The sequence below is a fragment of the Martinezella tropici genome (genome assembly GCF_003287875.1).
Classification (GTDB): domain Bacteria; phylum Pseudomonadota; class Alphaproteobacteria; order Rhizobiales; family Rhizobiaceae; genus Rhizobium; species Rhizobium tropici_C.
The window spans coordinates 360,298-387,078 of record NZ_QMKK01000025.1; the positions used below are offsets into that span (position 1 = coordinate 360,298).

22 protein-coding genes and 2 riboswitches are annotated in these 26,781 nt (G+C 61.0%); of the genes, 12 read left to right on the forward strand and 10 right to left on the reverse strand.

The window, feature by feature from the left end; genetic code table 11:
* Positions 1 to 2: 2 nt before the first annotated feature.
* The 4 genes from DQ393_RS09760 to epmA all read right to left on the reverse strand — a co-directional run bounded on the left by DQ393_RS09760 (position 3) and on the right by epmA (position 3,918).
* Positions 3 to 1,196 carry an acyl-CoA dehydrogenase family protein gene (locus DQ393_RS09760; protein ID WP_112341553.1) on the reverse strand — a complete coding sequence of 398 codons (1,194 nt, stop codon included), beginning with the start codon at positions 1,194 to 1,196 and terminating at the stop codon, positions 3 to 5.
* Positions 1,196 to 1,447, reverse strand: a complete 252-nt coding sequence (locus DQ393_RS09765; protein WP_112341555.1) for an acyl carrier protein — start codon at positions 1,445 to 1,447, stop codon at positions 1,196 to 1,198. Before DQ393_RS09765 ends, DQ393_RS09760 begins: the two co-directional genes overlap by 1 nt.
* A 357-nt stretch (positions 1,448 to 1,804) precedes the next feature.
* Positions 1,805 to 2,857, reverse strand: a complete 1,053-nt coding sequence (locus DQ393_RS09770) for a lysine-2,3-aminomutase-like protein (protein WP_112341557.1) — start codon at positions 2,855 to 2,857, stop codon at positions 1,805 to 1,807.
* Positions 2,854 to 3,918: an EF-P lysine aminoacylase EpmA gene (gene epmA, locus DQ393_RS09775; protein ID WP_112341559.1), complete on the reverse strand. Its 1,065-nt coding sequence runs from the start codon at positions 3,916 to 3,918 to the stop codon at positions 2,854 to 2,856. The genes DQ393_RS09770 and epmA overlap by 4 nt, the downstream gene beginning before the upstream one ends.
* A gap of 152 nt (positions 3,919 to 4,070) precedes the next feature.
* Here epmA and efp point away from each other — a divergent pair, with 152 nt between their 5' ends.
* The gene (gene efp / locus DQ393_RS09780) at positions 4,071 to 4,640 is read left to right on the forward strand and encodes an elongation factor P (RefSeq protein ID WP_069611558.1); all 570 of its coding nucleotides are present in this window, start codon (positions 4,071 to 4,073) and stop codon (positions 4,638 to 4,640) included.
* A gap of 115 nt (positions 4,641 to 4,755) precedes the next feature.
* Here the strand turns inward: efp and DQ393_RS09785 are convergent, their stop codons facing one another.
* Positions 4,756 to 6,606, reverse strand: coding sequence for an ABC transporter ATP-binding protein/permease (locus tag DQ393_RS09785; protein WP_112341560.1), 1,851 nt, complete (start codon positions 6,604 to 6,606; stop codon positions 4,756 to 4,758).
* A gap of 164 nt (positions 6,607 to 6,770) precedes the next feature.
* Here DQ393_RS09785 and DQ393_RS09790 point away from each other — a divergent pair, with 164 nt between their 5' ends.
* The 9 genes from DQ393_RS09790 (at position 6,771) to DQ393_RS09830 (ending at position 15,789) form a co-directional block, all read left to right on the forward strand.
* A complete protein-coding gene (locus DQ393_RS09790) occupies positions 6,771 to 7,613 on the forward strand; it encodes an AAA family ATPase (RefSeq protein WP_112341561.1) in 843 nt (280 codons plus the stop codon).
* Between the two features lie 277 nt (positions 7,614 to 7,890).
* Positions 7,891 to 7,968, forward strand: a riboswitch (SAM riboswitch).
* Between the two features lie 47 nt (positions 7,969 to 8,015).
* Positions 8,016 to 8,942 (forward strand): homoserine O-acetyltransferase MetA, encoded by a 927-nt coding sequence (gene metA, locus DQ393_RS09795; RefSeq protein ID WP_112341563.1) that lies wholly within the window; start codon positions 8,016 to 8,018, stop codon positions 8,940 to 8,942.
* Between the two features lie 3 nt (positions 8,943 to 8,945).
* Positions 8,946 to 10,139 carry a vWA domain-containing protein gene (locus tag DQ393_RS09800; protein WP_112341564.1) on the forward strand — a complete coding sequence of 398 codons (1,194 nt, stop codon included), beginning with the start codon at positions 8,946 to 8,948 and terminating at the stop codon, positions 10,137 to 10,139.
* 110 nt (positions 10,140 to 10,249) lie between these two features.
* Positions 10,250 to 10,672, forward strand: a complete 423-nt coding sequence (locus DQ393_RS09805; protein ID WP_112341565.1) for a hypothetical protein — start codon at positions 10,250 to 10,252, stop codon at positions 10,670 to 10,672.
* Positions 10,673 to 10,874: 202 nt separating this feature from the next.
* A complete protein-coding gene (locus DQ393_RS09810; protein ID WP_112341567.1) occupies positions 10,875 to 11,900 on the forward strand; it encodes an aldose epimerase family protein in 1,026 nt (341 codons plus the stop codon).
* A gap of 120 nt (positions 11,901 to 12,020) precedes the next feature.
* Complete coding sequence (locus DQ393_RS09815; protein WP_112341733.1) at positions 12,021 to 12,794, forward strand: GntR family transcriptional regulator; 774 nt, start codon at positions 12,021 to 12,023, stop codon at positions 12,792 to 12,794.
* On the forward strand, positions 12,791 to 13,822 hold the full coding sequence (locus tag DQ393_RS09820; RefSeq protein ID WP_112341568.1) for an SIS domain-containing protein: 1,032 nt from the start codon (positions 12,791 to 12,793) through the stop codon (positions 13,820 to 13,822). Before DQ393_RS09815 ends, DQ393_RS09820 begins: the two co-directional genes overlap by 4 nt.
* The gene (nagA, locus tag DQ393_RS09825) at positions 13,822 to 14,979 is read left to right on the forward strand and encodes an N-acetylglucosamine-6-phosphate deacetylase (protein WP_112341570.1); all 1,158 of its coding nucleotides are present in this window, start codon (positions 13,822 to 13,824) and stop codon (positions 14,977 to 14,979) included. Before DQ393_RS09820 ends, nagA begins: the two co-directional genes overlap by 1 nt.
* 81 nt (positions 14,980 to 15,060) lie before the next feature.
* Positions 15,061 to 15,789 carry an SIS domain-containing protein gene (locus DQ393_RS09830; protein WP_112341572.1) on the forward strand — a complete coding sequence of 243 codons (729 nt, stop codon included), beginning with the start codon at positions 15,061 to 15,063 and terminating at the stop codon, positions 15,787 to 15,789.
* Between the two features lie 254 nt (positions 15,790 to 16,043).
* Here the strand turns inward: DQ393_RS09830 and DQ393_RS09835 are convergent, their stop codons facing one another.
* From DQ393_RS09835 to DQ393_RS09855, 5 genes are all read right to left on the reverse strand, one after another.
* Positions 16,044 to 19,223, reverse strand: a complete 3,180-nt coding sequence (locus tag DQ393_RS09835) for an efflux RND transporter permease subunit (protein ID WP_112341573.1) — start codon at positions 19,221 to 19,223, stop codon at positions 16,044 to 16,046.
* On the reverse strand, positions 19,220 to 20,401 hold the full coding sequence (locus DQ393_RS09840; protein WP_112341734.1) for an efflux RND transporter periplasmic adaptor subunit: 1,182 nt from the start codon (positions 20,399 to 20,401) through the stop codon (positions 19,220 to 19,222). The genes DQ393_RS09835 and DQ393_RS09840 overlap by 4 nt, the downstream gene beginning before the upstream one ends.
* Before the next feature lie 316 nt (positions 20,402 to 20,717).
* A complete protein-coding gene (locus DQ393_RS09845) occupies positions 20,718 to 22,547 on the reverse strand; it encodes an ABC-F family ATP-binding cassette domain-containing protein (RefSeq protein ID WP_112341574.1) in 1,830 nt (609 codons plus the stop codon).
* A gap of 2 nt (positions 22,548 to 22,549) precedes the next feature.
* Positions 22,550 to 23,203 carry a thiamine diphosphokinase gene (locus DQ393_RS09850; RefSeq protein WP_112341575.1) on the reverse strand — a complete coding sequence of 218 codons (654 nt, stop codon included), beginning with the start codon at positions 23,201 to 23,203 and terminating at the stop codon, positions 22,550 to 22,552.
* A gap of 72 nt (positions 23,204 to 23,275) precedes the next feature.
* Positions 23,276 to 23,803 (reverse strand): MarR family winged helix-turn-helix transcriptional regulator, encoded by a 528-nt coding sequence (locus DQ393_RS09855; protein ID WP_112341576.1) that lies wholly within the window; start codon positions 23,801 to 23,803, stop codon positions 23,276 to 23,278.
* 165 nt (positions 23,804 to 23,968) lie between these two features.
* Between DQ393_RS09855 and DQ393_RS09860 the strand changes: the two genes are divergently transcribed.
* Both DQ393_RS09860 and thiB read left to right on the forward strand, forming a co-directional pair.
* The gene (locus DQ393_RS09860) at positions 23,969 to 25,507 is read left to right on the forward strand and encodes an MDR family MFS transporter (RefSeq protein WP_112341578.1); all 1,539 of its coding nucleotides are present in this window, start codon (positions 23,969 to 23,971) and stop codon (positions 25,505 to 25,507) included.
* A gap of 70 nt (positions 25,508 to 25,577) precedes the next feature.
* Positions 25,578 to 25,694, forward strand: a riboswitch (TPP riboswitch).
* 86 nt (positions 25,695 to 25,780) lie between these two features.
* On the forward strand, positions 25,781 to 26,773 hold the full coding sequence (gene thiB / locus DQ393_RS09865; RefSeq protein ID WP_245430303.1) for a thiamine ABC transporter substrate binding subunit: 993 nt from the start codon (positions 25,781 to 25,783) through the stop codon (positions 26,771 to 26,773).
* Positions 26,774 to 26,781 lie beyond the last annotated feature (8 nt).

Consider the following 26,781-nt stretch of genomic DNA (forward strand, 5'->3'; position numbering starts at 1 on the left):
GGTTACCCCAACAGGCTGGTATCTTGTTTGTGGACGAGCAGCATGGTCGACGTATTGCCGAGAATGCGGTCATTCGAGATCATTAATTGCGCCGAGTGCGCGTCGCGCAGGTGGCGGCCGAGGCTGTAGGGCGTACCGTTCTTGTAGCCCATGATGCCGCAGATCAGCATCGCATGATTGATGATCGGCAGGATCATCTCCGACGATGCGATCTTGACGTTGTTCATCGCCACGGCGAAGGCCATCGACGACAGGCGGTCCGCGTCGAGTTTCGCCTCTTCATAGGCCTTCAGCCCGGCAACCACATTGGATTTCACCATCTGCAGCATGCTGGAGGCTTCGGCGAGACGCAGTGCGCCGGGCGGCGGTGCGCCGGGAGACTTGCGGGCAGCGGCACGAACAAAAGCCTGTGCACGGGAAACCGCATCAGCGGCGATGCCATACCACACACCGCTCCAGAGCAGGTGCGAACTGGCTAGCATCGATTGCGCGGCGATCTCGGCAAACGGCTTTGGCAGGATCTGCTTGGCCGGCGCCACGCCCTTGAATAGGAAACCGTCGGAGCAGGTACCGCGCATGCCGAGCGTGTTCCACTCGACCGTGCGCTTGATCTCGTATTGATCTCTAAGGAAACAGGTCAGCACCTGATCGGAAGACGCCGCCTCGGCATGGCTGCGCGAGGTAATCAGAATGGCGTCGGCATGGGCGCCGTATGAAATGACGGTCGCATCCTTTTCGAGGGTGCAGGTATCGCCTTCGACCTTGATGGCGCAGATGCTGTTGCGCAGATTGCCGCCGATCCCGCCCTCGGTCGTCGCCGAGGCAAGCAACAGCTGTTCCCTGGCGATGCGGCGCATGAAATCGCGGTGCCAGTCGCTATCGACGCCGTGCTCGACCAGGCTCGACAGCTTGATCTGATGCATGGCGAAGACCATGGCGCTGGCGGCGCAGGCCTGACCGAGGATCGAGCAGAGCTCGGCGATTTCGGTCATCGATGCGCCTTCACCGCCGAGATCGGCTGGGATCTGAATGGAGAGCAGCTTTTCAGCGCGCATCGCGTCGACAGCTTCGCGTGGGAACCGGCCTTCGGCATCGACGGCATCGGCGTGTTGGCTGGCGATCGCTGCGACTCGGGCGGCACGTACCGCCGCTCCCTCGCCCGTCCCAACCTCAAGTAGAGCGACCGCCGCAGTCATCAGGCGACCTTTCTGCTGTCCAGGATCATGCCGACGGTTCTTTCGATCGCGGCGATGCTGGCGAAGGACTTGCGATTCAGCAGGTTGTCGGGAAATTCGATGTCGAAGGCTTCCTCGATGCCGAGCATCAACTGTACGGAAGCGAAAGAAGACAGGCCGGTCGCGTAAAGATCAGCATCATCTTCGATCTGATCGATAGTAACAGGAAGCGCACCGAACTTGGCCAGCAAATCGCGAATCGTCTTGTTCATAATCTAGTCCCTTCTGGCAATTGCAAGCATAACCGAAGTCATGCCGTCTTATCGTTCGCCAAGAAGTAACAGGTAAAATAGAACATTCCGCTAAGCGACGTGGTAAATACAAACAACTTATACTTCGTAGAAAATTGCTATATTCAACAATTTTCTGATTAAAATTTACCTTCCGTAAGCCATATAAATGATGACTTCCACGAAAATATTAAATTTACCTAATATTATGCCATGTCGATTTTTGGAAGAGTGAGGTCCCGAAGAGGGTTAACGCACCAAAATTCGCCACTACGTTTTATTCGAAAATCATCATCACAATCAGAGCGTCAGTCCAATATAAGATCGTAAGTATGCACTTTAGCTTTGCGGCGGATAGATATGCTCGCCGCCGCGATAGTCTGAAATCGAGTAGCAACCTTCACCCGTTTCACGGACGGAACTCTGACCGATATCGGCTTTGCCGTAGCCACCGGGGATATCGAGAATGTAAGTGGGCTGGCAAAGGCCGGAAATACGGCCGCGCAGTGCCGCGACGATCGCTTGCCCCTCGGCAATCGTCAGGCGGAAGTGGCTGGTTCCGGGCGCAAGGTCAGGATGATGCAGATAATAAGGCTTCACCCGCGTTTCGACGAAAGCCTTCATCAGCGCCGCCAGCACCTCCGGATCGTCGTTGACGCCCTTGAGGAGAACCGACTGGCTGATAAGCACGATGCCCGCATCGACCAGCCGGGCACAGGCGGCGCGCGCCTCCTCCGTCAGTTCTCGCGGATGATTGGCATGCAGCGCCACATAGATGGTCTTGCCGCTCGCCTTCAGCGCCGCAATCAGCGCCGCATCGACCTTCAGGGGATCGACGACCGGAATACGGGTGTGAAAGCGGACGATCTTCACGTGATCGATCTCGGCAAGCTGCCCGAGAATCTCTTCCAGCCGGCGTGGCGAAAGCACCAGCGGATCGCCGCCGGTCAGGATGACCTCCCAGATCTCCTGATGGTTGCGGATATAGGCAAAGGCGCCGTCCAGCGCCTCGCCATCCAGCGTGCCGAGCCCTTGGGGGCCGACCATCTCGCGGCGGAAACAGAAGCGGCAATAGACCGGGCAGACATGTACGGCCTTCAGCAGCACGCGATCCGGATAGCGATGCACGATGCCCTCGACCGGGCTATGCGCGTGATCGCCGATCGGATCGGCCCGCTCCTCCGGCATGACGCGCAATTCGGCAGCATCGGGCACGAACTGCCGGGCAATGGGATCGGCGGAGTTTGCGGGATCGATCAGCCGCGTCACGGTCGGCGTCAGGGCAACGGCATAGCGTTCCGCCACCGCTTCGAGCGCGACCGCCTGATCGGCATCGATCAGCCCGGCGCGCTCAAGCTCTCCGATGGTCCGGATCGGGCGCACCACATTCATGCGTCATACTCCGCCACCGGAGCCCACAGCACCTGCTCGATCCGTGAGGCGCCGGTTGCCAGCATCACGAGCCGGTCGAAACCCAGCGCAATGCCGCTTGCGTCAGGCATGACTGCAAGCGCCTCCAGAAACTCCTCATCCAGCGGATAGGTCTCGCCATAGACGCGCTGCTTTTCCGCCATCTCGATCTCGAAGCGGCGGCGCTGCTCTTCGGCATTGGTCAGTTCGCCGAAGGCATTGGCAAGCTCGACGCCGCAGGCATAGAGCTCGAAACGCTCGGCGACACGATGATCCCTGGCCGATGGCCGCGCAAGCGCCGCTTCGGAAACGGGATATTCGTCAAGGATCGTGGCACGGCCGAAGCCCAGATTCGGCTCGATCTTCTCGACCAGCACACGGCTGAAGAGATCCTGCCACAGGTCGTCGTCGGCAACGCGGATGCCCGCCTGGCGCATATCCGCCGCCAGACGCTCGCGATCGGTCGATCCGTCAAGGCCGATGGAGGCAAAGAGATCGATGCCGGCATAGCGCTCGAAAGCAGCGGCCACGCTGATGCGCTCGGGCGGCAGGAACGGATCGGTTTCTGCGCCGCGATAGCTGAATTTCTTCGCCCCGACGGTCTCGGCCGCAAGCCCCAGGATTGCGGCGCAATCGGCCATCAGGACCTCATAGCTTTCGCCGGCCCGATACCATTCGAGCATGGTGAATTCCGGATGGTGCAGCGGCCCTCGCTCGCGATTGCGGTAGACGTGAGCGAAGCAGGCAATGCGCTCCTCGCCCGCCGCAAGCAGTTTCTTGCAGGCGAATTCCGGCGAGGTATGCAGATAAAGCGGCAGCGCCTTTCCATCTGTCGTCAGCGCCTCCGTCTCGAAGGCGTGCAGATGCGCCTCGTTACCCGGCGATACCTGCAGTGTCGCCGTATCCACCTCGATGAAGTCGTTGCGGGCAAAGAAAATGCGCAATGCAGCCTGGATGGCATTGCGGCCAATGAGGAACGGCCGCCGGTCCGCATGGACATTGCGGGTCCACCAGGGGGACGCTTTGCTCGTCTTCGGCTTCATTCCTAGCTTTCTTCGTGGCACGAGCCACGCAAGGGGGTGGCAATTTCCATTGATTTAGGGTAGTTGCGCCCCCAAGCAAACAATTGCTGCGTCTCGGAGAGCATTTCGACAGTCCCTCTACGACGCAAAACGCAGCGTTACAAGGAAGTCTTATGGTCAAGGTCATCGCCTCTTCGGTCCGCAAGGGCAACGTTCTCGACGTCGACGGCAAGCTCTACGTCGTTCTCACCGCACAGAACTTTCATCCAGGCAAGGGCACTCCGGTCACCCAGGTCGACATGCGCCGCATCGTCGACGGCGTGAAGGTGTCCGAGCGCTGGCGCACCACCGAACAGGTCGAGCGCGCCTTCGTTGAAGACGTGAACTTCCAGTACCTCTATGAAGACGGCGAAGGCTTCCACTTCATGAACCCGGCCACCTACGACCAGGTCGTCGTCGATGCCGAAACCATGGGCGACCAGAAGGCCTATCTCCAGGAAGGCATGACCTGCATCCTGTCGATCCACGAAGGCGTTCCGCTGGCGCTCGAACTGCCGCGTCACGTCACGCTCGAGATCACCGAGACGGAACCGGTCGTCAAGGGCCAGACGGCATCGTCTTCCTACAAGCCGGCTATGCTGTCCAACGGCGTGCGCACCATGGTGCCGCCGCACATCAACGCCGGCACCCGCGTTGTCATCGCGACGGAAGACAATTCCTATGTCGAGCGCGCCAAGGACTGACCTCGGCCGCCCACATGCATGGAAAACGCCTCGTCCTGGTGACGGGGCGTTTTGCATTTCGGGTGTATGGAGATCAAATCGAACTCGTAAAGGCGCGCGGCATCACGAATTCGCGTTATGGGGCACTGGCCTTTTTCTGATTCTTCTGCGCCGCGCTGACGGTTTCCGGCTGCGTATCGATCTCGATGCTATGCTCATGCGGCGCCAAGGTCTGCAAATGCAGGAGGCGCGGCGACATGGCCTGCATGAAGGCCTCGGAGCGGCCGATATAGATCAAGGTCGCATCGGGTAGTTCGGCCAGCAGGGCACAGGCCTTGGCCTGAACTTCAGCCTCCAGCCCTTCCAGGGCATCATCCAGGATGACCCATTTCGGCTTTGCCAGCAGCAGATGCGCAAAACCGATGGCCTTCTGTTCTTCCGTATCCAGCAATCGATCCCAGCGGGCCTGCGTGTCGAGGCGGCTCTTGAGGCGACCAAGACCCACCGTGTCCATGATGGCATTGACGGCGGCATCGTCATAAGCGTCGCGATCCTCGGGAAAGCAGATCGCTTCTCTCAACGTGCCGCTGGGAACGTAGGGCGTATGCGGCATGAACAGCATATCGTCCATCGGCGGCAAGCTCACAGTGCCGGAACCGCTGTACCACTGATGCGCCAGCACCTCGAACAGCAGCCTGCGGTTCACGCCGTGATCGCCGTTGATCATGACATGCTCGCCGGCATGGATGGTGACGGTGCCTTCGGCAATCGAGAAACCGTTTTCCGTGGCCTCGTCATTGGTTTTCGTGGAAACTTCCAGATCGGTCCACACCATCGTTCCAGGCGGCGCCTTATCGAAGACGAGCGTATGCGGCATCGGCGTCTTGTCGTCCATTTCCGTCAGCGCCTTGCGGAAATCGGTGACGCGCATCAGCGTCGCACGCCATTCGGCGATCGGGCCGAAATTGGCAACATACCAGCGCAATGCCGAATTGACCTGATTGAAGGCGCCAACGGCCACCATCAGCTGACCGAAGGTCAGACCGCCGGAGAAATAGGCGGGGGCGGCAACGAGGATCGGAATAATCAGCACCAACCAGCCATAGCCTGCGGAGACCCAGGTCAGATTGGTATTGGCGATGGCAAGCTGGCGGATGACGCCAAGAACGGCTGATATATCGAGGTTGATCCGCCGCCGCTCGTTCTCCTCGCCACCGGCAATGGTGATCGCCGCCATGTGCTCGTTGGCATGCATGAGCGCAAAGCGCAGCTCGGCTTCCTTCGAATAGCGGTCCGCATTCAATCGCACCAGCCGGCGGCCGACGAACTGGCTGAGGAACGATGCCGATCCGGCATAGAGGATCGCGGCCCAGACCATGTAGCCGGGGATGGCAAAATTCATGCCGTTGACCTTGAACACCATGCCGCTGGACAGCTCCCAAAGCACGCCAATGAAGCTGAAGAGCAGGATCGTCGCCTGCACCAGACCGATGGCAAGCCCCGTCGTGCTTTCAGCGAGATTGCGGGCATCTTCATGCAGGCGCTGATCGGGATTGACGCCGATCAGCCCTGAGGAGGCGAGACGAAGCGCGCGCTTGGCCTGAAGCCACTGATTGACCAGATCGCGCGCCAGGCCTTCGCGCATATAGAGCGCGGTCATCTGGTTGAGCCAGGCCTGGACGACGTTGAGAACCAGAAGCGAGCCGGCGATGATGCCGAAGACGCCGAGCTGGTGGAAGAAGGCGGCGATATCGCGCCTTGCCAGCGAATCGTAAAAAGGAGCGTTCCAGCTGTTAAGCAGCACCTGGACATAGGCCGTGACCACGATGATTGCGAAAAGCGCGACGACAAGAATAATGAGCTTGATGCGGACCGGCGAATTCCAGAACGCGGAAAACATCATCCTCAACCGAAAGAAGAGGCTCAAATCGTATCCGACCTGCTCGTTCCCCTGCACATTCGGCTTGGCTTGCGTTTCAACTGCCATCAGCACTTCCCTGCGACCACATCCCGTCAGTTAACCATGACCCGCCCCCATGTCCATCCTTGCAATAGATCAGTGCGATCACGTTCCTATATACACGGTTTCGCGCCTTGAACCGAATTAGGTCAGCAATTAGCTTGCCGTTGAAAGATTGAGAAAGCCTTCCGATGCAATTTCAGGGAACTGCGGACTATATCGCCGACAAGGATCTGATGGTCGCCGTCAACGCCGCCATAAGGCTGGAGCGTCCACTTCTGGTCAAGGGCGAACCCGGGACGGGCAAGACCGAACTCGCCCGTCAGGTGGCCGCAGCCCTTGGGCTCGATCTCATAGAGTGGAATGTCAAATCGACGACGAAAGCCCAGCAGGGCCTCTATGAATATGATGCGGTTTCGCGCCTGCGCGACAGCCAGCTAGGCGACATCAGAGTTCACGATGTCAGCAATTATATCCGCCGGGGCAAGCTGTGGCAGGCCTTCACCTCGCCGACGAAGTGCGTGCTGCTGATCGACGAGATCGACAAGGCCGATATCGAATTCCCCAATGACCTGCTGCAGGAACTCGACCGCATGGAGTTCCACGTCTATGAGACTGGCGAGACCATCCAGGCCGCCGTCCGCCCGATCGTCATCATCACCTCGAACAACGAGAAGGAACTTCCGGACGCCTTTCTGCGCCGCTGCTTCTTCCATTATATCCGCTTTCCCGACATGGAGACGCTGACGCGCATCGTCGAGGTTCACTATCCCGGCATCAAGCAGACGCTCGTCCGCGCGGCGCTGACGCAGTTCTTCGAAATCCGCGACGTACCGGGGCTGAAGAAGAAGCCGTCCACCTCCGAAGCGCTCGATTGGATCCGCCTGCTGGTTGCCGACGATATCGATCCGGAAACATTGCGTGCCGATGCGAAGAACGCGTTACCGAAACTGCATGGCGCGCTTCTGAAGAACGAACAGGATGTGCATCTGTTCGAACGACTGGCCTTCATGGCGCGAGGTCAAGGGAAGTGATGCTGCCGGATGCTGCGCTTTCTGCCCACAAAACTGCAGAAGCCTTCTCCGACAGACAACGGGGTTATCACCCACCCTCGCCCTTCGAGGCTCCGGCTTTTCAGCCTGCGCACCTCAGGTGAGGTCTGATCTCCTGTGTCTTGGCGCGGAACCCTCTCTGCCTCACCCTGAGGTGCCCTGGTCTTGAGCGTCAGCGTAAAGGCCAGAGCCTCGAAGGGAGAGGTGGCCCCTACACTTGGAGTTAGCCCATTGACCCGCGGAAATGTCAGGTCTATTGAATTTCCCTCGTGGTGATTTGGCCGGCCGGCTTGCAGCCACGTTAAATAAGTCGCTAAAGGGCCGCGTGCGGACCGGTAGCGATTCTTATCGCGGCCGGTTTTTTTGTATTTGGCGAGTGAAACAATGCCCATCAAGATTCCCGATACGCTGCCCGCGTTTGAGACCCTCCAGAGCGAGGGTGTGCGGGTGATGACCGAAACGGTGGCGTTCCGTCAGGATATCCGCCCCCTTCAGATCGGGCTGCTCAACCTCATGCCGAACAAGATCAAGACCGAGGTCCAGATGGCGCGCCTGGTCGGCGCATCGCCGCTGCAGGTAGAGTTTTCGCTGGTGCGCGTTGGCGGCCACAAGGCCAAGAACACCTCGCAGGAGCATCTGCTTGCTTTCTACGAGACGTGGGAAGAGGTGAAGCACCGCAAGTTCGACGGCTTCATCATAACCGGGGCGCCGATCGAGCTGCTGGAATATGAGGACGTCACCTACTGGAACGAGATGCAGGAGATCTTGGATTGGACGACCACCAATGTCCATTCGACGATGAACGTCTGCTGGGGCGCAATGGCGGCGATCTACCATTTCCACCAGGTGCCGAAATACACGCTGAAGGAAAAGGCGTTCGGCGTCTATCGCCACCAGAACCTGAAGCCCTCCTCGGTCTATCTTAACGGCTTCTCCGACGATTTCGCCATTCCGGTGTCCCGCTGGACGGAAGTGCGCCGCGCAGACATCGAAAAAGTGCCTGGCCTGGAAATCCTGATGGACTCGAGCGAGATGGGCGTCTGTCTCGTGCACGAACAGGCTTGCAACCGGCTCTACATGTTCAATCACGTGGAGTATGATTCCACATCGCTGGCGGACGAGTATTTCCGGGATGTGAATGCGGGCGTGCCGATCAAGATGCCGCATAACTACTTCCCGCATAACGATCCCGAAATTCCCCCGCAAAACCGGTGGCGCAGCCACGCGCACCTGTTCTTCGGTAACTGGATCAACGAGATCTACCAGACCACGCCGTATGATCTGGAGGAGATCGGCCAGGAAAGGACTTGAGGCTTGTTCATTCCCTTCTTCCTGAAGCTGAACGAAGCGAAGGTTCCGGTGACGCTCGGGGAGTTCCTGTCGCTGCTTGAGGGAATGGAAGAAGGGATTGCCGATTATGACGTCGAGGCCTTCTACTATCTGGCCCGCGCAACACTCATCAAGGACGAGCGCTACATCGATCGCTTCGACCAGGTCTTCGCCGATTACTTCCGCGGCGTGGAGGTGATCGGCGGCAATGCCGATGGAGAAGCGGTGGAGCCGACCGCCCTTCCCGAGGAATGGTTGCGCAAACTTGCCGAGCGGCACCTGACCGAAGAGGAAAGACGGCAGATCGAGGCACTCGGCGGCTTCGACAAGCTGATGGAGACGCTGCGCGAGCGGCTGGCAGAACAGAAGGGCCGGCATCAGGGCGGCTCGAAATGGATCGGCACGGCGGGTACCTCGCCCTTCGGCGCCTACGGCTACAATCCGGAAGGCGTGCGCATCGGCCAGGAAACATCGCGCCATCGCCGCGCGGTAAAAGTCTGGGATCGGCGCGACTTCAGGAATCTCGACGACGGCGTCGAGCTCGGCACCCGCAACATCAAGGTGGCGCTGAAGCGCCTGCGCCGCTGGGTGCGCGAGGGGGCAGCCGAGGAATTGGACCTCTCCGGCACCATCCGCTCTACCGCCGAGCATGGCTATCTCGACGTCCAGACACGACCGGAGCGCCGCAATGCCGTGAAGCTGCTGATGTTCTTCGATGTCGGCGGCTCGATGGACGACCATATCCGTGTCGTCGAGGAACTCTTCTCCGCCGCCCGCGCGGAGTTCCGCCACATGGAGTATTTCTACTTCCACAACTGCCTCTACGAGGGTGTGTGGAAGGACAATCGCCGCCGGCGCGTCGATATCACGGCGACGACGGATCTGATCCGCACCTTCGGTCCAGACTACCGCGTCGTCTTCGTCGGCGACGCATCCATGAGCCCCTACGAGATCACTCAACCAGGCGGCTCGGTGGAGCATTGGAACAAGGAGGCCGGCGAGGCCTGGCTCAGTCGCATGACCGGCCATTTCCGCAAATGCGTCTGGATCAACCCCGTGCCGGAAAGCTTTTGGGGCCATACGACCTCGATCTCGATGATCCGCCGGCTGATGACCGACCGCATGTATCCCCTGACGCTCGGCGGATTGGAAAAGGCGACGCGGGAACTGTCGCGCTGACCGATTAGCATTTGCATGCCGTGGCGCCACCAAATCAACACAACCATTTGCAGAAAGAGAAACGCAGCAGATACTTTCCCGCATTACTGGGGAAACTGGTGGAGATATGCGTGCGCTACGCTGTGAAATTGCTTCTCTTCATCACAATCATTTTGCTCGTCTCACAGGAGGCAAGATCCGAAGAAGGAAGCTTCTCCGGGCAATGGGAGCAAATTCATTCCAACGCCAGCGTCCGAGAAAAATGCCACGTGGGAATAATCAGGCAGGGCAGGTTTATGAGGATCAGCGCGAGCAACGGCTGGAGCGCTATCGCAGAGACGAGCAGCTACGGAAATGCCGCCTATGCGGCAGGCATGGGACGCTGGAGCTCCTATGTGGAAAAATACAGTCAAAAAGCGTTCTATATCCTTCTCGCCGTTCGCGGTGACAGGTTGATGGTGATCATGAAGGCCGAAAAAGCGGATGGGTCGAACCAACTGATCAAAACGCTTTTCAGTAGACGGACAGCCAAACCTCTTTACGACAAGAGATGATAGATCGGGCCGAAATCGGCCGCCTGTCGCACACGGCGCATATTGAGGGCGTAATGTGCCAGTCCGAAGCCAGGGGCAAAGCCCAACCAGACCTTGATCCCCTGCTGGCCACCTCTAAATTTCGCCCTCTGACCGGTTGCGGATCGCGGCGAATGGGGGCAGGGTCTGGCCTCGCATTTCGATAGGGAGCGGATGAGCAGATATGACGGAAAGCACTTTGCAGCGGGAACATTTTGGGACGACGGCCGATGGAGAGACCGTCTATCGCGTCAAGATCGTCGGCGGCGGCCTGACGGCGCATATCATGTCCTGGGGCGCGGTCATCCAGGATCTGCGCCTTGACGGCCACGGGCCCTCGCTGCTGCTCGGCTTCGACGATTTTGCCGATTATCCCGCCCACTCCTCCTATTTCGGCGCCACGCCGGGACGCTGCGCCAACCGCATCGGCGCCGGTCGCTTCACGCTTGATGGTAGGCAGTACCAGCTGGACCTCAACGAGAAGGGCATTACCCACCTGCATGGCGGCAAGGACAATATCGCCAAGCGCAACTGGACCATCGTCGAGCACGACACAGACCGCGTTGTCCTGAAGATCGTCGATCCCGATGGCCGCGCCGGTTATCCCGGCAACTGCACGATCCAGGCGACCTACCGGGTCCATGGCAATGGCGAACTGTCGGTCACCTACGAATCGACCACCGATCAGCCGACGCTCGCCAATGTCTGCCAGCATGCCTATTTCAACCTCGACGGCCGCGACGATGCCCTCGGCCACGACATCATGATCGCCGCCGATCACTACACGCCGACGGACGACAAGCAGGTGCCGACTGGCGAGATCCGCTCCGTGGAAGGCACAGTCTTCGATTTCCGCGAGATGGCGCCAATGAAGCGCTTCGAACGAAGCGAGCAGGCGCTCTACGATCACAATTTCTGCCTCTCGCCCGAGCGCACCGCCAAGCGCTCCGTCGTGCTTGCCCGCAGCGTCAATTCCGGCGTCTCGCTTGAAGTTCGCACCACCGAGCCCGGCGTGCAGTTCTATACCGGCTTCAAGCTCAACGTGCCGGTTCCCGGCCATGACGGCCGCAAAATCGGCCCGTTTGCCGGTTTCTGCCTGGAAACGCAGGTCTGGCCCGACGCCATCAACCACGAAGGCTTTCCCAACGCCGTGCTCCGCCCGGGCGAGGTATTACGGCAGGAAACGGATTACATCTTCACCAAGAACTAAGCTGGGAACGCCGGCTTTCCTAAATTTCGGCCGGGCGTCCAAAGCGCCCGGCCGATTCTTTTTTGCCTGCAGCCAGATTCATCTTGTGAATTGGTTCTAAATAGGTTCTATATGGCAGCCATGGATAGAACCAGTTTGATCACCGAACTGAACAATCGCGGCTTGAGCGACGAGACCGCGAGCGGACCGCTTTACAAGCGCTTGGCACAGGCGCTGACCGGCCTTATCCAGGAAGGCCTGCTGAAACCGGGCACGGCACTGCCGGGCGAGCGCGATCTCGCCGGCGCCCTGCAGATCGGCCGCGTCACTGTGCGGACAGCCTATCGCGACCTGCTCACCTCAGGCGTCATCGAATCCCGTCACGGCAGCGGTACCTTCGTCTCGCAGCATGTGGAGCGCATCGAACAGCCGCTCTGGCGTCTCTCCTCCTTTTCCGCAGACATGCGCTCGCGCGGCCGCGAACCGGCAGCGCGCATCCTGTCCCGGACTGTCAGCGCGCCGGCGCCGGAAGAATCCTTTCTGCTCGGCCTCGGCCTAGACGAGCCCGTGCTGCGGCTCGACCGACTGCGCCTGGCGGATGGCCAGCCGCTTGCCATCGAGCGCGCCGTCGTTCCCGTCAAATTCCTTGGCGAAGACGCCATATCCGAAGGATCGCTCTATGATGCGCTGGCCGCCAAAGGTTTCAAGCCGGTGCGTGCCCAGCAGAGGCTGACGGCCGTGACGCTCGACCCGACATCCGCATCGATCCTGACCGTCAAGGCCGGGGCGCCGGCGCTGCTGATCGAACGCGTCTCCCGGCTCGCGGACCAGCGCGTCGTTGAATACACACGCTCGCACTATCGCGGCGATGCCTATGATTTTGTTGCTGAATTGAGAATTGGAGATGACCAATGAGCGAGACCCAATCCCTGATGCTGACGGAAGCCGGACAATCGCCGGAGGTGATCGCAACCCTGCTTGAAAAGGAAAAGCCCGCTTTTGCCGAGATCGCGAAGCTTTTCGCCTCAGGCCGTCCCTCGCTGATCACGACGGCGGCGCGCGGCTCTTCCGACCATGCCGCCACCTTCTTCAAGTATCTCTTCGAAATTTCCTGCGGCATCCCGGTCGCCTCCGTCGGTCCGTCGATCGCCTCGGTCTATGGCGCACCTCTTCACCTGAAGGGCGGCATCCACTTCACAGTCTCACAATCCGGCGGCAGCCCGGATATCATCGCGCTGCAGGCGGCCGCCAAAAAGGGCGGTGCGACAACGATCGCCGTCGTCAACGTCACGGATAGCCCGCTTGCCAAAGAAGCCGATATCGTGCTCGGGCTCAATGCCGGCCCGGAAAAGAGCGTTGCGGCCACGAAATCCTTCATTGCCTCCGTCGCCGCGCTCGCTGGCGTCACCGCAGCGATTTCGCAGGATAAGACGCTATCTGCCGGCCTCGCAAAGCTGCCGGAGGCGCTTGCCGCAACCTCGGGTATCGACAGCAAGGCCGCGGAGGACGTGCTTTTCAACGCCTCCTCGCTCTATACCGGTGGCCGCGGCCCGGCCTTTGCCATTGCGCTCGAAGCGGCGTTGAAGGCCAAGGAAACCGCCGGCCTGCATGCGGAAGCCTTTTCGCTCGCCGAACTCATGCATGGCCCGATGCGCCTCGTGCAGCCGGGCTTCCCGATCGTCGCCTTCTCGCCCGACGATGCTGCCTTCGCCAACAATGCCCAGGCGCTCGAACGTCTGCAGAAGCTCGGCGCAACCGCCGTCTCCTTCTCGACCGCACCGCTTGCCGGCATCAACCTGCGCATGCCGACGACCGGCAACGGCCTGCTCGATCCGCTCGTCTCGCTGCTATGCTATTATCGCCTCGTCGAGTCCGTAACGCGGCGCAAGGGCTTTGACCCGGATAAGCCGGCTAACCTTCTCAAGGTAACGGAGACCATGTGATGGACTACAAGGTCTTTACCGGCGCCCGCATCTTCGATGGCGACCGTTTTCATGAAGACAGTGCGCTCGTCATCGGCAATGGCCGCATCCATGCCATCACCGGCATCAACGATGTGCCTGAGAACGCCGAAACGATCCAGCTGGAGGGTGGCGTGCTCTCTCCGGGCTTCATCGATGCACAGGTGAATGGCGGCGGCGGCCGTATGCTAAACGACGAGCCCTCGCCCGAATCCATGTTCATGATCGCCGCAGGACATCGCCCCTACGGTACGACATCGCTGCTGCCGACCCTCATTACCGATGTCGCAGCCGCGACCACGGCGGCGATCGAAGCGGCTGTCGAGGCAGTGAAGGCCAATCGCGGCGTTGCCGGCCTGCATCTCGAAGGTCCGCATCTGGCGCCTGCCCGCAAGGGCGCGCATCTCGCGGAACTGATGCGTCCGGTCGAAGACAGCGACGTCCGGACCTTCATCCGCGCCCGTGAGGCGATCGGCACGCTGCTTGTCACGATCGCGGCCGAACAGGTGACGGAGCGGCAGGTGCAGGCACTCAGCGAAGGCGGCGTCATCGTCAGCATCGGCCACAGCGATTGCACAGCGGAAGCCGCCAATGCGCGGTTCGATGCCGGTGCGCGCGGAGTCACTCATCTTTTCAATGCCATGAGCCAGATGGGCCATCGTGCCCCCGGTCTCGTTGGGGCGGCGATCGATCATCCCGCCCCCTGGTGCGGCATCATCGCCGACGGTCATCACGTCGAGCCGATTGCACTCAGGGTCGCGCTGCGCGCCAAACGCGGTGAGGGCCGCCTGTTTTTCGTCACCGACGCCATGTCGCTCGTCGGAACCGACCGTCCGAGCTTCACCCTGAACGGCCGCACGGTCTATCGCACCAAGGGCGGCTATTGCTCCAAGCTGACGCTGGACGACGGCACGCTGGCCGGCTCCGATGTCGATATGGCCTCCACCGTCCGCTATGGCGTCAATATTCTCGAGCTGCCGCTGGCTGAGGCCCTGCGCATGGCGACCTCCTATCCCGCCCGTTTTCTGCGGCTTGCTGATCGCGGCCATCTGGCGCCGGGAATGCGCGCCGACCTCGTTCACATCAACGACGGCATCGAAGTCACCGAAACCTGGATCTCCGGCGAGCCTTCGCGGTAGAGCATTTCCAGGAAAGATGCGCAGCGAAATCTCGCCCCGAATGCGCAAAACAAAGAGTAGCACTCGAAAGGGAGGCTCGGCATGAGCGCAGTCACCGACAGCTATTTCTCCGCTCTCATCGGCCGGCTGGAAACCCTGCGTGAAACGCTGGCCGAGCCCATGTCCCAGGCTTCGGCCGCCATTTGCACTGCCGCACGCGCCGATCGCCGCGTCTATGTCTTCGGCACCGGCCATTCGCACATGCTGGCGGAAGAAGTGCATTATCGCGCCGGCGGTCTCGCCTTCACCATCCCGGTGCTTGTGGGATCCGCCATGCTGCATGAAGGCGCCGTCATCAGCTCGGTCTATGAGCGCACCGAAGGTCTCATCCGCCCGATTTTCGAGCGTTACGGCATGCAGCCGGGCGATGTGCTGATCATCGCCTCCAACTCCGGCGTCAACGCGGCGCCGCTCGAGGCCGCCGATTATGGCCGCGAGATCGGCGCGACAGTCATCGCCATCACATCGCTCGCCTATTCGGCCGCAATCGCCAATGGTCGCAGGAAGCTCGCCGATATCGCCGATATCGTGCTGGATAACGGCCTGCCGCCGGGCGACGCTATGATCGACCTGCCAGGCACCGCCCTGAAGGTCGGCCCGGCGTCGACGGCGGTCGGCGCCACCGTGCTGAACGCCATCTTCGCCGATGTCGCCGCCGAACTTTGCAAGGACGGCGATCCGCCGGTCTACCTCAGCGCCAACATGCCGGGCGCCAAAGAGACCAATCAGCGGCTAGTCAAGAAATACCGGCCGCGCAATCCGCATCTGTAGATGCGTTTCCGCTTTTCCCCGAATCGCGAAAACGCTCTAACCTCTTGTATTTACGCAATTCCGAACGGAAAACCGCTATGCACTTTTCCTGGAATTGCTAAAGTAGTCAGCGGCATCACGCTCTACGTCTTTCATTCTAGAGCGGATTCAGGTTTTAGGTCGACTCGACCTATCATCCGGCTCTAGCTTCGTAAAAGCGGAAATATGGAGCGGCCGAGCGTTTCCCGTGAAACGCTCGGCCGCTCTATTTGGCATCACTGTGCCGCTGCATCGGTGACCGAGGATTCCTGTGCGGCAGCTTCTGCCTGCCGGCGCCGCCGGCGCAGGACGACGTAGAAGACCGGCGTCAGGAACAGGCCGAACAGCGTCACGCCGAGCATGCCGGAAAAGACTGCCGTGCCGAGCGACTGGCGCATTTCCGCGCCCGGGCCGGTAGCGATCATCAGCGGCACGACGCCGAAGATGAAGGCGAAGGCGGTCATCAGGATCGGACGCAGACGCAGATGGCTGGCCTCGATCGCGGCTTCGACAGCGCTTTTTCCTTCAAGCTGCGCCTGCCGGGCGAACTCGACGATCAGAATCGCGTTCTTGGCCGCAAGACCGATCAGCACGATCAGCCCGATCTGCGTGAGGATGTTGTTGTCCATCCCTCGCAGATACACGCCGATCAGCGCCGCCAGAACCGCCAGCGGCACGATGAGAATGATCGCAAGCGGCAGGATCCAGCTTTCATACTGCGCCGACAGCGCCAGGAAGACGAAGATGACCGACAGGGCGAAGATATAGATCGCGGTATTGCCGGTATGCTTCTCCTGATAGGCGAGTTCGGTCCACTCGAAGGTCGTGCCCGACGGCAAGAGGTTCTTTGCCAGCCCCTCCATGGTGTCGAGTGCCGTACCCGTAGAAACCCCCGGCCCTGGATTACCCTGGAGAGGGACCGAGACATACATGTTGTAGCGCTGCACGAGCGTCGGCCCGGTCGTATCCCGGATATCGACCAGCGTGCCAAGCGGCACCAGCGCCCCGGTCGCAGAGCGCACCTTCAGCGCCAGAATGTCCTCGCGATCCATGCGATATTGCTGATCGGCCTGCGCCCGCACCTGATAGACGCGGCCGAAGGCATTGAAGTCGTTGACATAGGAGGTGCCGAGATTGATCGACAGGGTCTCGAAGATATTCGGGATCGGCACGTTGAGCGCTCGCGCTTTGTCGCGATCGATCGCCAGGAAATATTGCGGGCTGTTGGCGGAGAAGGTGGTGAAGACGCCGCTGACGCCTTTGTTCTGCGCCGCGACGCCCATCATCTGGTAGGCGAGCGGCAGGATACGGCGCATGTCCGGATTTTCCCGGTCCATGATCTGCATCTTGAAGCCGCCGGAATTGCCGATGCCTCGAATCGAGGGCGGCGGAATGGCGATGATGAAGGCCTCCTGCAGGCCCTGCAGACTGCCGAAGAGCTGGCCGATGATCTTCGTCGCCGACTCCCCGCTCTTCAGCCGTTCCTCGAATGGCTTGAACGGCGTGAAAATCACGCCCGAGTTCGAGGCATTGGTGAAGGTCGCGCCGTTGAAGCCGGCGAAGGCGACGGCATTGGCGATGCCGGGCGTCTTGTTGATGATACCGGTCGCCTTCTGGATGACGGCGTTGGTGCGCGCAAGCGAGGCCCCATCAGGCAATTGGACGACGACGATGGCATAGCCCTGGTCCATTGTGGGAACGAAGCCCTGCGGCACGATCCGGCCCATGTACCACGTGCCGGCGAGCAGCCCGGCAAAAACGAGAAGCGCGCAGGCGAGCGCCGCCCAGGTCGTCACCAGATGGCGGACGATCCAGGAATAGCCGCGGCTCATCCGCTCGAAACCCCGGTTGAACCCGTCACCCAGAGCACGGCCGAAGCGCGCGAAGATATTGTTGGATTTCTCGTGACTATGCGGGCGCAGCACGATCGCGGCGATCGCCGGTGAAAGCGTCAGCGAGTTCAGGCAGGAGATCGCCGTCGCGACCGAAATCGTCACTGCGAACTGCCGGTAGAACTGTCCGGAGATGCCCGGAATGAAAGCGGTCGGCACGAAGACGGCGATGAGCACCAGGGAAATTGCCAGAACGGCAGTGCCGACCTCGTTCATCGTCACATGCGACGCCTCTTTCGGCGTCATGCCGAGCGAGAGGTTGCGCTCGACATTTTCGACCACCACGATCGCATCGTCGACGACAATGCCGATCGCCAGCACGAGGCCGAACAGAGTCAGCATGTTTAGCGAGAAACCGAAGGCAAGCAGGAAGGCGAAGGTGCCGATCAGCGAGACGGGGATGGCGACGATCGGGATGATCGCCGTCCGCCACGATTGCAGGAAGACCAACACCACGATCGCGACGAGAATCGCCGCCTCGAAAATGGTCTTGTAGACCTCATGGATCGATTCGGCGATGAACTCGGTCGGGTTATAGATGATGCGATATTCAAGCCCCTGCGGGAAATCCTGCGCCAGGGTCTCCATCGTCTTCTGGATATCCGCTGCGGCGGCAAGTGCGTTGGTGCCGGGCCGGGCGAACACGCCCAGCGCCACCGCCGGGCTGCCGTTCAGATAACTGTTGGTGACGTAGTCCTGAGCGCCGAGCTCGATGCGGGCGACATCCTGCAGCTGCACGAGGCGGCCATTGCCTGTCGCCTTGACGATGACATAGCGGAATTGCCGCGCATCGGAAAAGCGCCCTTGTGTCGTCACCGTATATTGGAAAGCATTGGTGCCCGAAACCGGCGGCCCGCCGATCGCACCGCCCGACACCTGCACGTTCTGATCCCGAAGCGCCTGCACGATGTCGCCTGCGGTCATGCCGTAGGCGGCGAGCTTTTCCGGATCGAGCCAGATGCGCAGCGAATACTGCCGCTCGCCGAAGAGCTGCACATCGCCGACGCCATCCAGACGAACGAGAAGGTCGCGGATGCGCGTACGCGCATAGTTGGAAATATAGAGCTGATCGTAGCGGTTGTTCGGCGAGAGAAGATGCACGACCATCATCAGGTCGGGCGAGCTCTTGACGGTCGTAATGCCGATGCGGCGAACGTCGTCGGGCAGGCGCGGCTCGGCAATGGCGACGCGGTTCTGTACCAGCACCTGCGCCTTGTCGAGATCGGTGCCGAGCTTGAACGTGATCGTCAGGGACATGGAGCCGTCGGCACTGGAATAGGAGGACATATAAAGCATGTCCTCGACGCCGTTGACCTCCTGCTCGATCGGTGTCGCCACGGTATCGGCGATGGTCTGCGCGTCGGCGCCCGGATAGGAAGTACGCACGACGATCGTCGGAGGCGCGACCTCCGGATATTGAGCTACCGGAAGCTGGAAATAGGCGATGCCGCCGACGATCAGCAGTACGATGGATAGGACCGATGCAAAGATCGGCCGATCGACGAAGAAGTGGGAAAACCTCATTGGTTCGTCCCCTGTACGTCGGCCTGGGCCGGCGGCTCCTCATTCGTCGCCTGCTGCGGCAGTTCGATCAGCTGCGGCGTCACCTTGGCGCCGGGCCGAATGCGCATCAGCCCGTTGACGACGATCGTTTCGTCGCCGGTCATGCCGTCACGGATGACGCGATAGCCATAGAGCTTCGGCCCGAGGCGCACCGGCTTCGGCGTGATATTACCGGCGGTATCGGCGACATAGACGACGCGCTGGTTCTGGTCCGAGCCGATAGCTTCATCTGGGACCAGGATCGCCTTGTAGCTGTTCGAGCCTTGCACCTGAACGCGTCCGAACAGGCCGGGCTGCAGGATGAGATCAGGGTTCGGGAAGCGGGCGCGGACGCGGATCGTGCCCGTCTCGTTGTCGACGCGGTTTTCAGCGAAATCGAGCTTGCCCTTGAACGGCTTCTGCCGCTGATCGGCAATCGTGACGGTCACGTCAAGCCCGCCGCCGCCCTGCTGCAGGGCGCTGCCGTTCTTGCGGGCCTCGTCGGCATAGGAGAGCAGCCGGCGTTCGTCGACGTCGAAATAGAAATCGATGGGATCGAGCGACACGATGGTGGTCAGCACGGTCTGGTCGGCCTGCACGAGATTGCCGACCGAAATCAGCCGCCGGTCGATGCGGCCGCTGAGCGGCGCGGTGATCCGGGTGAAATCCATATCCAGATTGGCGCGATCGACAGCGGCCTGCGCGCCACGCACATTCGCCTCGGCCGAAACGAGATCGCGACGGCGGTCGTCGAGGGTCGAAGCCGACTGGCTGCCAGTCGTCGACAGCGATTGCGCGCGCTTGAACTGCGCATCGGCAAGCGTCAGCGACGATTTCGCCACTTCCAGCGAGGCCGTCGATTCGTTCAGCGCGGTCACGAATGGCCGCTGGTCGATGACGAAAAGCAGGTCGCCCTGTTTGACGATAGCACCATCCTGGAAATGCACTTCCTGAAGATAGCCGCCCACCCGCGAGCGCACAGAAACCTCATCGACCGCCTGGAAGCGCCCGATGAACTCGTCGCTATCGACGACATCGCGAACGATCGGCTTGGCGACCGTCACAGGCGGGGCCGGCGGCGCACCCTGCGCCAGCGCCTGAGCGCCCGAGAAAACGGCAAAAACACAGCTGAACAAAACGGCACGCGGCAGCATCGGCATGAAGCCCCCTTCGAAAAACCGCATACGGCAAGAGGCGCCGTTATCACGGTAAGCACTCACAAAATTTGCCTGCAACTTTCCGCAAAAGACCCGTCGCCACCAGGCGCCATACAACCAGGTCTCTTCGGACTTCCCCAACATGCGCCCGGGCCGCGCGAGCCCGGGTATCATCCAGCCCTCGGGGGCCAGCATCACGCGTTTAATGTATAAACGGTTTATCGAATTGGACAACAGGCAATGAAGCGGGCGCAATCAAAACGCAACCAATTGTTTTCATTATACGGAAGGACGCCCATAAGATGAGCTGGCCGAGCGATCAGCCCTCCAGCTCCTCGCGCAGCATTTCGAGCTCGAGCCATTCCTCTTCCATGCTGACAAGGCTTTCTCGCAGCTTTTCCATCTCCGCCGCCAGGCGATTGAAGGTTGCGGGATCCTTGGAAAAGAGGTTCGGATCGGCCATCTTCTTTTCGCGAGCTGCAATCTCGGCTTCCGCCTTGGCCATGTCCTTCGGCAGGTTTTCGAGCGCGAATTTCTGCTTGTAGGAGAGCTTGCCCTTGCCTTTCGAGCCTTCGGCGACCGGTGTTGCGGCTTCGGCTGATTTCGGCTTTTCGGCCGCCTTTTCCGCCCGCTTGCGCTCCTCGATCGCGCCCTTGCGCTGGGCCAGCATGTCGGAATAACCGCCGGCATATTCGATCCAGCGGCCATCGGGCTCTTCCGGATTGGCGGGAGCGATTGTCGAGGTCACGGTGCGATCGAGAAAATCGCGGTCGTGGCTGACGAGAATGACCGTCCCGGCAAAGCCGGACACGATTTCCTGCAGCAGATCGAGCGTCTCGATATCGAGATCGTTCGTCGGTTCGTCGAGGATCAGGAGATTGGTCGGCCGCGACAGGATGCGGGCCAGCATCAGCCGCGCGCGTTCGCCGCCGGAAAGATTCTTGATCGGCGTGCGCGCTTGTTCGGGCTGGAAGAGGAATTCCTTCATATAGCCGGTCACATGCCGCTGCTCGCCGTTGACGAGGAGGTTCTCGCCGCGGCCGTCGGTCAGATAATTGGCGAGCGTGTCCTCCGGGTTCAGCTCCTCGCGCTTCTGGTCGAGTGTCGCGATCTCCAGATTGGTGCCGAGCTTCACCGTGCCGCTGTCCGGCTCCAGCTGGCCGGTCAGCATCTTCAGCAGCGTCGTCTTGCCGGCGCCGTTCGGGCCGACGAGACCGATGCAATCACCGCGATGCACGCGAATCGAAAAGGGCGCGACGATGACCCGCTCATCATAGGCTTTGGTGATCTTGTCGGCCTCGATCACCAGCTTGCCGCTTTCCTGCGCATCGGAAGCAGTCGCCTGCACCGTGCCCAGAGCGCCCTTGTGGCCACGATAGCGCGAGCGCATATCCTGCAGCTCGCCGAGACGGCGCATATTCCGCTTGCGCCGCGCCGTCACGCCGTAACGCAGCCAATGCTCCTCGCGCTCGATCTGTTTGCCAAGCTTGTGCTGCTCTAGCTCCTCGGCCTCCAGCACCTGATCGCGCCAAGCCTCGAAATGGGCGAATCCCTTGTCCAGCCGGCGCGAGGTGCCACGATCGAGCCAGACGGTTGCGGTCGAAACCTTTTCCAGAAAGCGACGGTCGTGCGAGATCAGCACGAGTGCGCTACGGCTCTTCTGCAGCTCGCCTTCCAGCCATTCGATGGTCGGCAGATCCAGATGGTTCGTCGGCTCGTCGAGCAGCAGGATGTCCGGCTCGGGCGCCAGAACGCGTGCGAGGGCCGCACGGCGGGCTTCGCCGCCGGAGAGGTTCTTCGGATCCTCTTCACCGGTCAGGCCGAGATGTGAGAGCAGATAGGTGACGCGATAGGGATCGTCGCCAGGCCCGAGACCTGCTTCAGCATAAGCCGCGACCGTCTTGTAACCAGCAAAATCCGGCGCCTGCTCGAGATACCGTACGGTCGAAGACGGATGGCGGAACACTTCGCCCGACTGCGCCTCGACGAGACCCGCGGCGATCTTCAGGAGCGTCGATTTGCCCGAACCGTTGCGGCCAACAAGGCAGATCTTGTCGCCCGGCTCCACCTGCAGGCCGGCACCGGCGAGCAAGGGCGCACCGCCAAAGCTCAGGAAGATGTCGTCGAGTTTCAGAATGGGAGGGGCCAAGATCAGACTCCGCTGAGATCATAGGGGCGGGCAAGGATGATCGCCCTGCCGCTGCCGAGCGAAAAGCGCACGTCGCCTTCCGCCACATTGGAAATGGTGCGCGACGCGCCAAAGGGCAAATGGAAATCGCGCAAAGGGTAACGGGCATTGTCGATGAAAAGGCCCGACAGATCGCTAAAACCGAGGACGGAAAACAGCGAACCGGCCGGCAGCGCCAGCGTGAGATCGCCCGGCCGAAGCGGCACCGCTTCCTCGTCACCGGATGTCAGTAGGACATCGAAGCCCTTCTCGGCCAAGCAGATCCCATAAAGCAGATGCTGGATGGCATGATCGGAGCGTTCGCCGCCCATGGCGCCGGCGAGAATCAGTCTTTTGGCGCCGCGATCGATCGCTTCCGAAACGGCAATCTCGCCGTCGGTCGCAGCCTTCGCCGCCGGATAGGGCTGCTTGGGCACATCGGGAAAGGCAGCTTGCAAATCCGCGGGCGTGGAATCGAAATCGCCGACCCACAGCTCAGGCTCCACTCCGAGCGCGACCGCGTGGCGCATGCCGCCATCGGCTGCGATGAAACGGCTGCCGGAAATGGCGGCGCGCAACCGCTCCGTCAGACGAAGCTCGCCTCCGAGCAGGATGGTGAAGGTGGTGGACTGGCTCATGAGGCATGCCCATAGCGCAAAGTCATGTCCCTAGGGAAGAGCAGCATAGGCAAGAACGGCCGCGAGGGCGGCTCAGTCGTCCGTTTCCTTGAGGCGCGCCTGGAAAACCCGCTCATAGCCGCTGACATAACGATCAAACAGCAGCGAGAAGCTCTCGATCTCCTCCTGCGTCCAGTCGGCGAAGATGCTGCCGATGACGGAATATTTCTGTGCCTGGATCTCCGACAGCAATCTCTGCCCGAGCGCGGTCAACACCACCACGATGCGCCGCGCATCCGCCTGCGACGCCTTGCGCCGCAACACGCCACGCGTCACCATGTCGGCAACGATGCGGCTCGCCCGCGACGGATCGATGCGCAGCATCTCGGCAATCGTGCCGACGGTGACTTCGCCCGTCTCCTCCGCCCGCCGCACGACATCGAGCACGTCGAGATGGGACAGCTCGAGTCCCGGCGCGACGCTCTGGATGGCAAGCCTGCCGATCATGCGGCGACCTGTCAGCAGGCGCATGCGCGTCATCGCATGGCCGATACGCAGGAGATTCTCGTCATCGGTCAGGGCCTGGGCTTCAATTTCACGTGTATTCGTCGCAGATGTCATCTTTCCACCATACCAGAGGCGGTAAAGAAATAAAACATGCAAACAGCATTCACCTGTCATTGACATTTATGTGCTAACGGCACATATGTATCGACTATGAAAACCGGGCGTCCCGCGCATTCGATCGACCGCGCAGCGTTTCGGCCAAGTTCGGATTTTTGCCCCATGGACATGCAGACAACGTTCGCGCCGCTCGTAGCGGATCATAAACGGCGGCTTATACTCTTTCTGTTTCTGATGACTGCCATGTTCATGGCAACGCTCGACAACCAGATCGTCTCGACGGCGCTTCCGACGATCGTTGGCGAATTCGGGCATCTGGAGCGTTTCGGCTGGATCGGGTCAGCCTATCTTCTCTCGCTCTCCGCCGTCATGCCCGTCTATGGCAAGCTCGGCGATCTCTTCGGCCGCAAATATGTGATGATGACGGCGATCGCGATCTTCACGATCGGCTCCGCCGTCTGCGGCCTGGCCGTCTCGATGGACACGCTGATTGCCGCCCGCGTCCTTCAGGGCCTTGGGGGCGGCGGCATCCTGGTGTCGATCTTCGCCGTCAATGCCGATCTCTTCGAGCCGCGGGAACGCGCCCGCTACCAGAGCTATTCCAGCCTCGTGCTGATGGCGTCAGGCGCCATCGGCCCGGTTCTCGGCGGCACGATGAGCGATCTCTTCGGCTGGCGCTCGATCTTTCTCGTCAATGTGCCGATCGGCTTTGTCGTGCTGGCCGGTCTCGCCTTCATGCTGCCCTATCGCAAGCCGGCCCGCCGGCCGAAGATCGACTATGCCGGCGCGACCGTTCTTGCACTGACGACGACGAGCATCGTGCTTGCCGCCGACGGCACCGAACTCTTCGGATCGCTGCTGTCGCCGCAGTGCCTCGGCATCATCGCCTTCGGCGCGATTTGCGCCATCGCCTGGGTCTTCATCGAACGCCGCGCGCCCGAGCCGATCGTGCCGATGACGCTGTTCCGCAATCCAACATTCGGCCTCCTGCTGATCATCTCGATCACCAGCGGCGCCGTGGCCATCGGCATGGTGAATTATTTCGCGCTCTTCCTGCAGACGACGACTGGCCTTTCGCCCTCGATGGCCGGCCTGCTGTTCATTCTCCTGACCGGCGGCATCGTCTGCGGCTCGCTCTCGGCCGGCCGGCTGATTGCGGCCAAAGGGCGTTACAAACCCTTTGCCATCGCGAGCGCTGCCTGCAGCGCCATCGCATTTGGCTTGCTCGCCGTCCTGCCTGCCGGCACGCCCGTCGTCTTCATCGGTGGCCTGATGCTGCTGCACGGCATCGGTATCGGCCTTGCGCAGCAGGTTCCCGTCATCGGCGTGCAGAATGCGGCCGGTGCCCGGGACGTCGGCGCGGCGACCGGTGCGGTCACGCTCTCGCGCATGGGCGGCGCCTCGATCGCCATCTCCGTCTACGGCGCCATCATCGCCGCCAAGCTCGGCAATGTCGGCGTCTCCATATCGGGCGTATCCGATATCGAACAGTTGACGCCGAAGATGATGGCCGCATTGCCCGAGGCGACCCGCGAGGCCGTCGCCAACGCCTATGCGAGCGCTTTCAGCCCGCTGTTCATGACGGCTGCCGGCATCTGCCTCATCGGACTGCTGACCGCGCTGACGCTGAAAAACGTGCAGCTGCCCGGTGCAACGAAGAAATTCGAAAGCCCAACGGCCGCCGCTCACGCCGCCGAGTAAGATCACCCACCTGCAATCGACAGGGGAATCATTTCCCTTGTCATCCCTTCGTCACAAGGCTAAATCTGCCGACGCTCTAACGGGGTGCCTCATATCCTCTAGGATATCTGGCTGAGAGGCTTTCACCGGCCAACCCGCGGAACCTGATCCGGCTAACACCGGCGGAGGGATTAGACGCGTGACGAAATCATAGCGCCCTTTTCCCCTTCAAGACGAAACCAAAGTGGAGGCGCTGTCGTGCAAAACCGATCCCTATTGTCATTCTTCGCCGGCCTGGCCCTTTCCGCCGGCGCAACGTTTTTTGCTGCCCAGACGGCCGAGGCAGCCGACAAGACCTTGACCATCTACACCTATGAGAGCTTCACCGCCGATTGGGGTCCGGGCGCCAAGGTCAAGGCCGCCTTCGAGAAGACCTGCGGCTGCACGGTCAACTACGTCGCCGTCACCGATGGCGTGGCACTTCTCTCCCGCCTGAAGCTGGAAGGTACGGGCACCAAGGCCGATGTCGTTCTCGGCCTGGACACCAATCTCATAGATGAAGCGAAGGATACCGGCCTCTTCGATGCAAGCGGCGTCGACACCTCGGCCCTCAAGGTTCCGGGGGATTTCAAGGACGACGTCTTTGTGCCCTATGACTACGGCCATTTCGCCGTGATCTACGACAGCCAGACGGTCAAGAACCCGCCGAAGAGCATGAAGGATCTTGTCGAGGGCGACCCCTCGCAAAAGATCGTCATCGAAGACCCGCGCACCTCGACGCCGGGTCTCGGCCTGCTGCTCTGGGTCAAGTCGATCTACGGCGACAAGGCAGCCGATGCCTGGACGAAGCTCAAGGGACGCATTCTGACCGTCACCCCCGGCTGGTCGGAAGCCTACGACCTATTCACCAAGGGCGAAGCGCCGATGGTGCTCTCCTACACGACGTCGCCGGCCTACCACATGATCGAAGACAAGACCGACCGCTATCAGGCGGCCGCCTTTTCGGAAGGACACTATATCCAGATCGAGGTCGCCGGCCTTATCAAGTCCTCGCCGAACAAGGAGCTTGCCCGCGATTTCCTGAAGTTCATGATCTCCACAGGCTTTCAGGACATCATCCCGACAAGCAATTGGATGATGCCGGCCTCCGCCACTTCGGAGCCGCTGCCGGATGCCTTCAGCAAGCTCGTCGTGCCGTCGAAGACCTTCCTGATGAGCCCCGAGGTCGTCGACAAGAACCGCAAGGCCTGGATCGACGAATGGCTGGCCGCCACCAGCGGCAACTGATGCCTTGA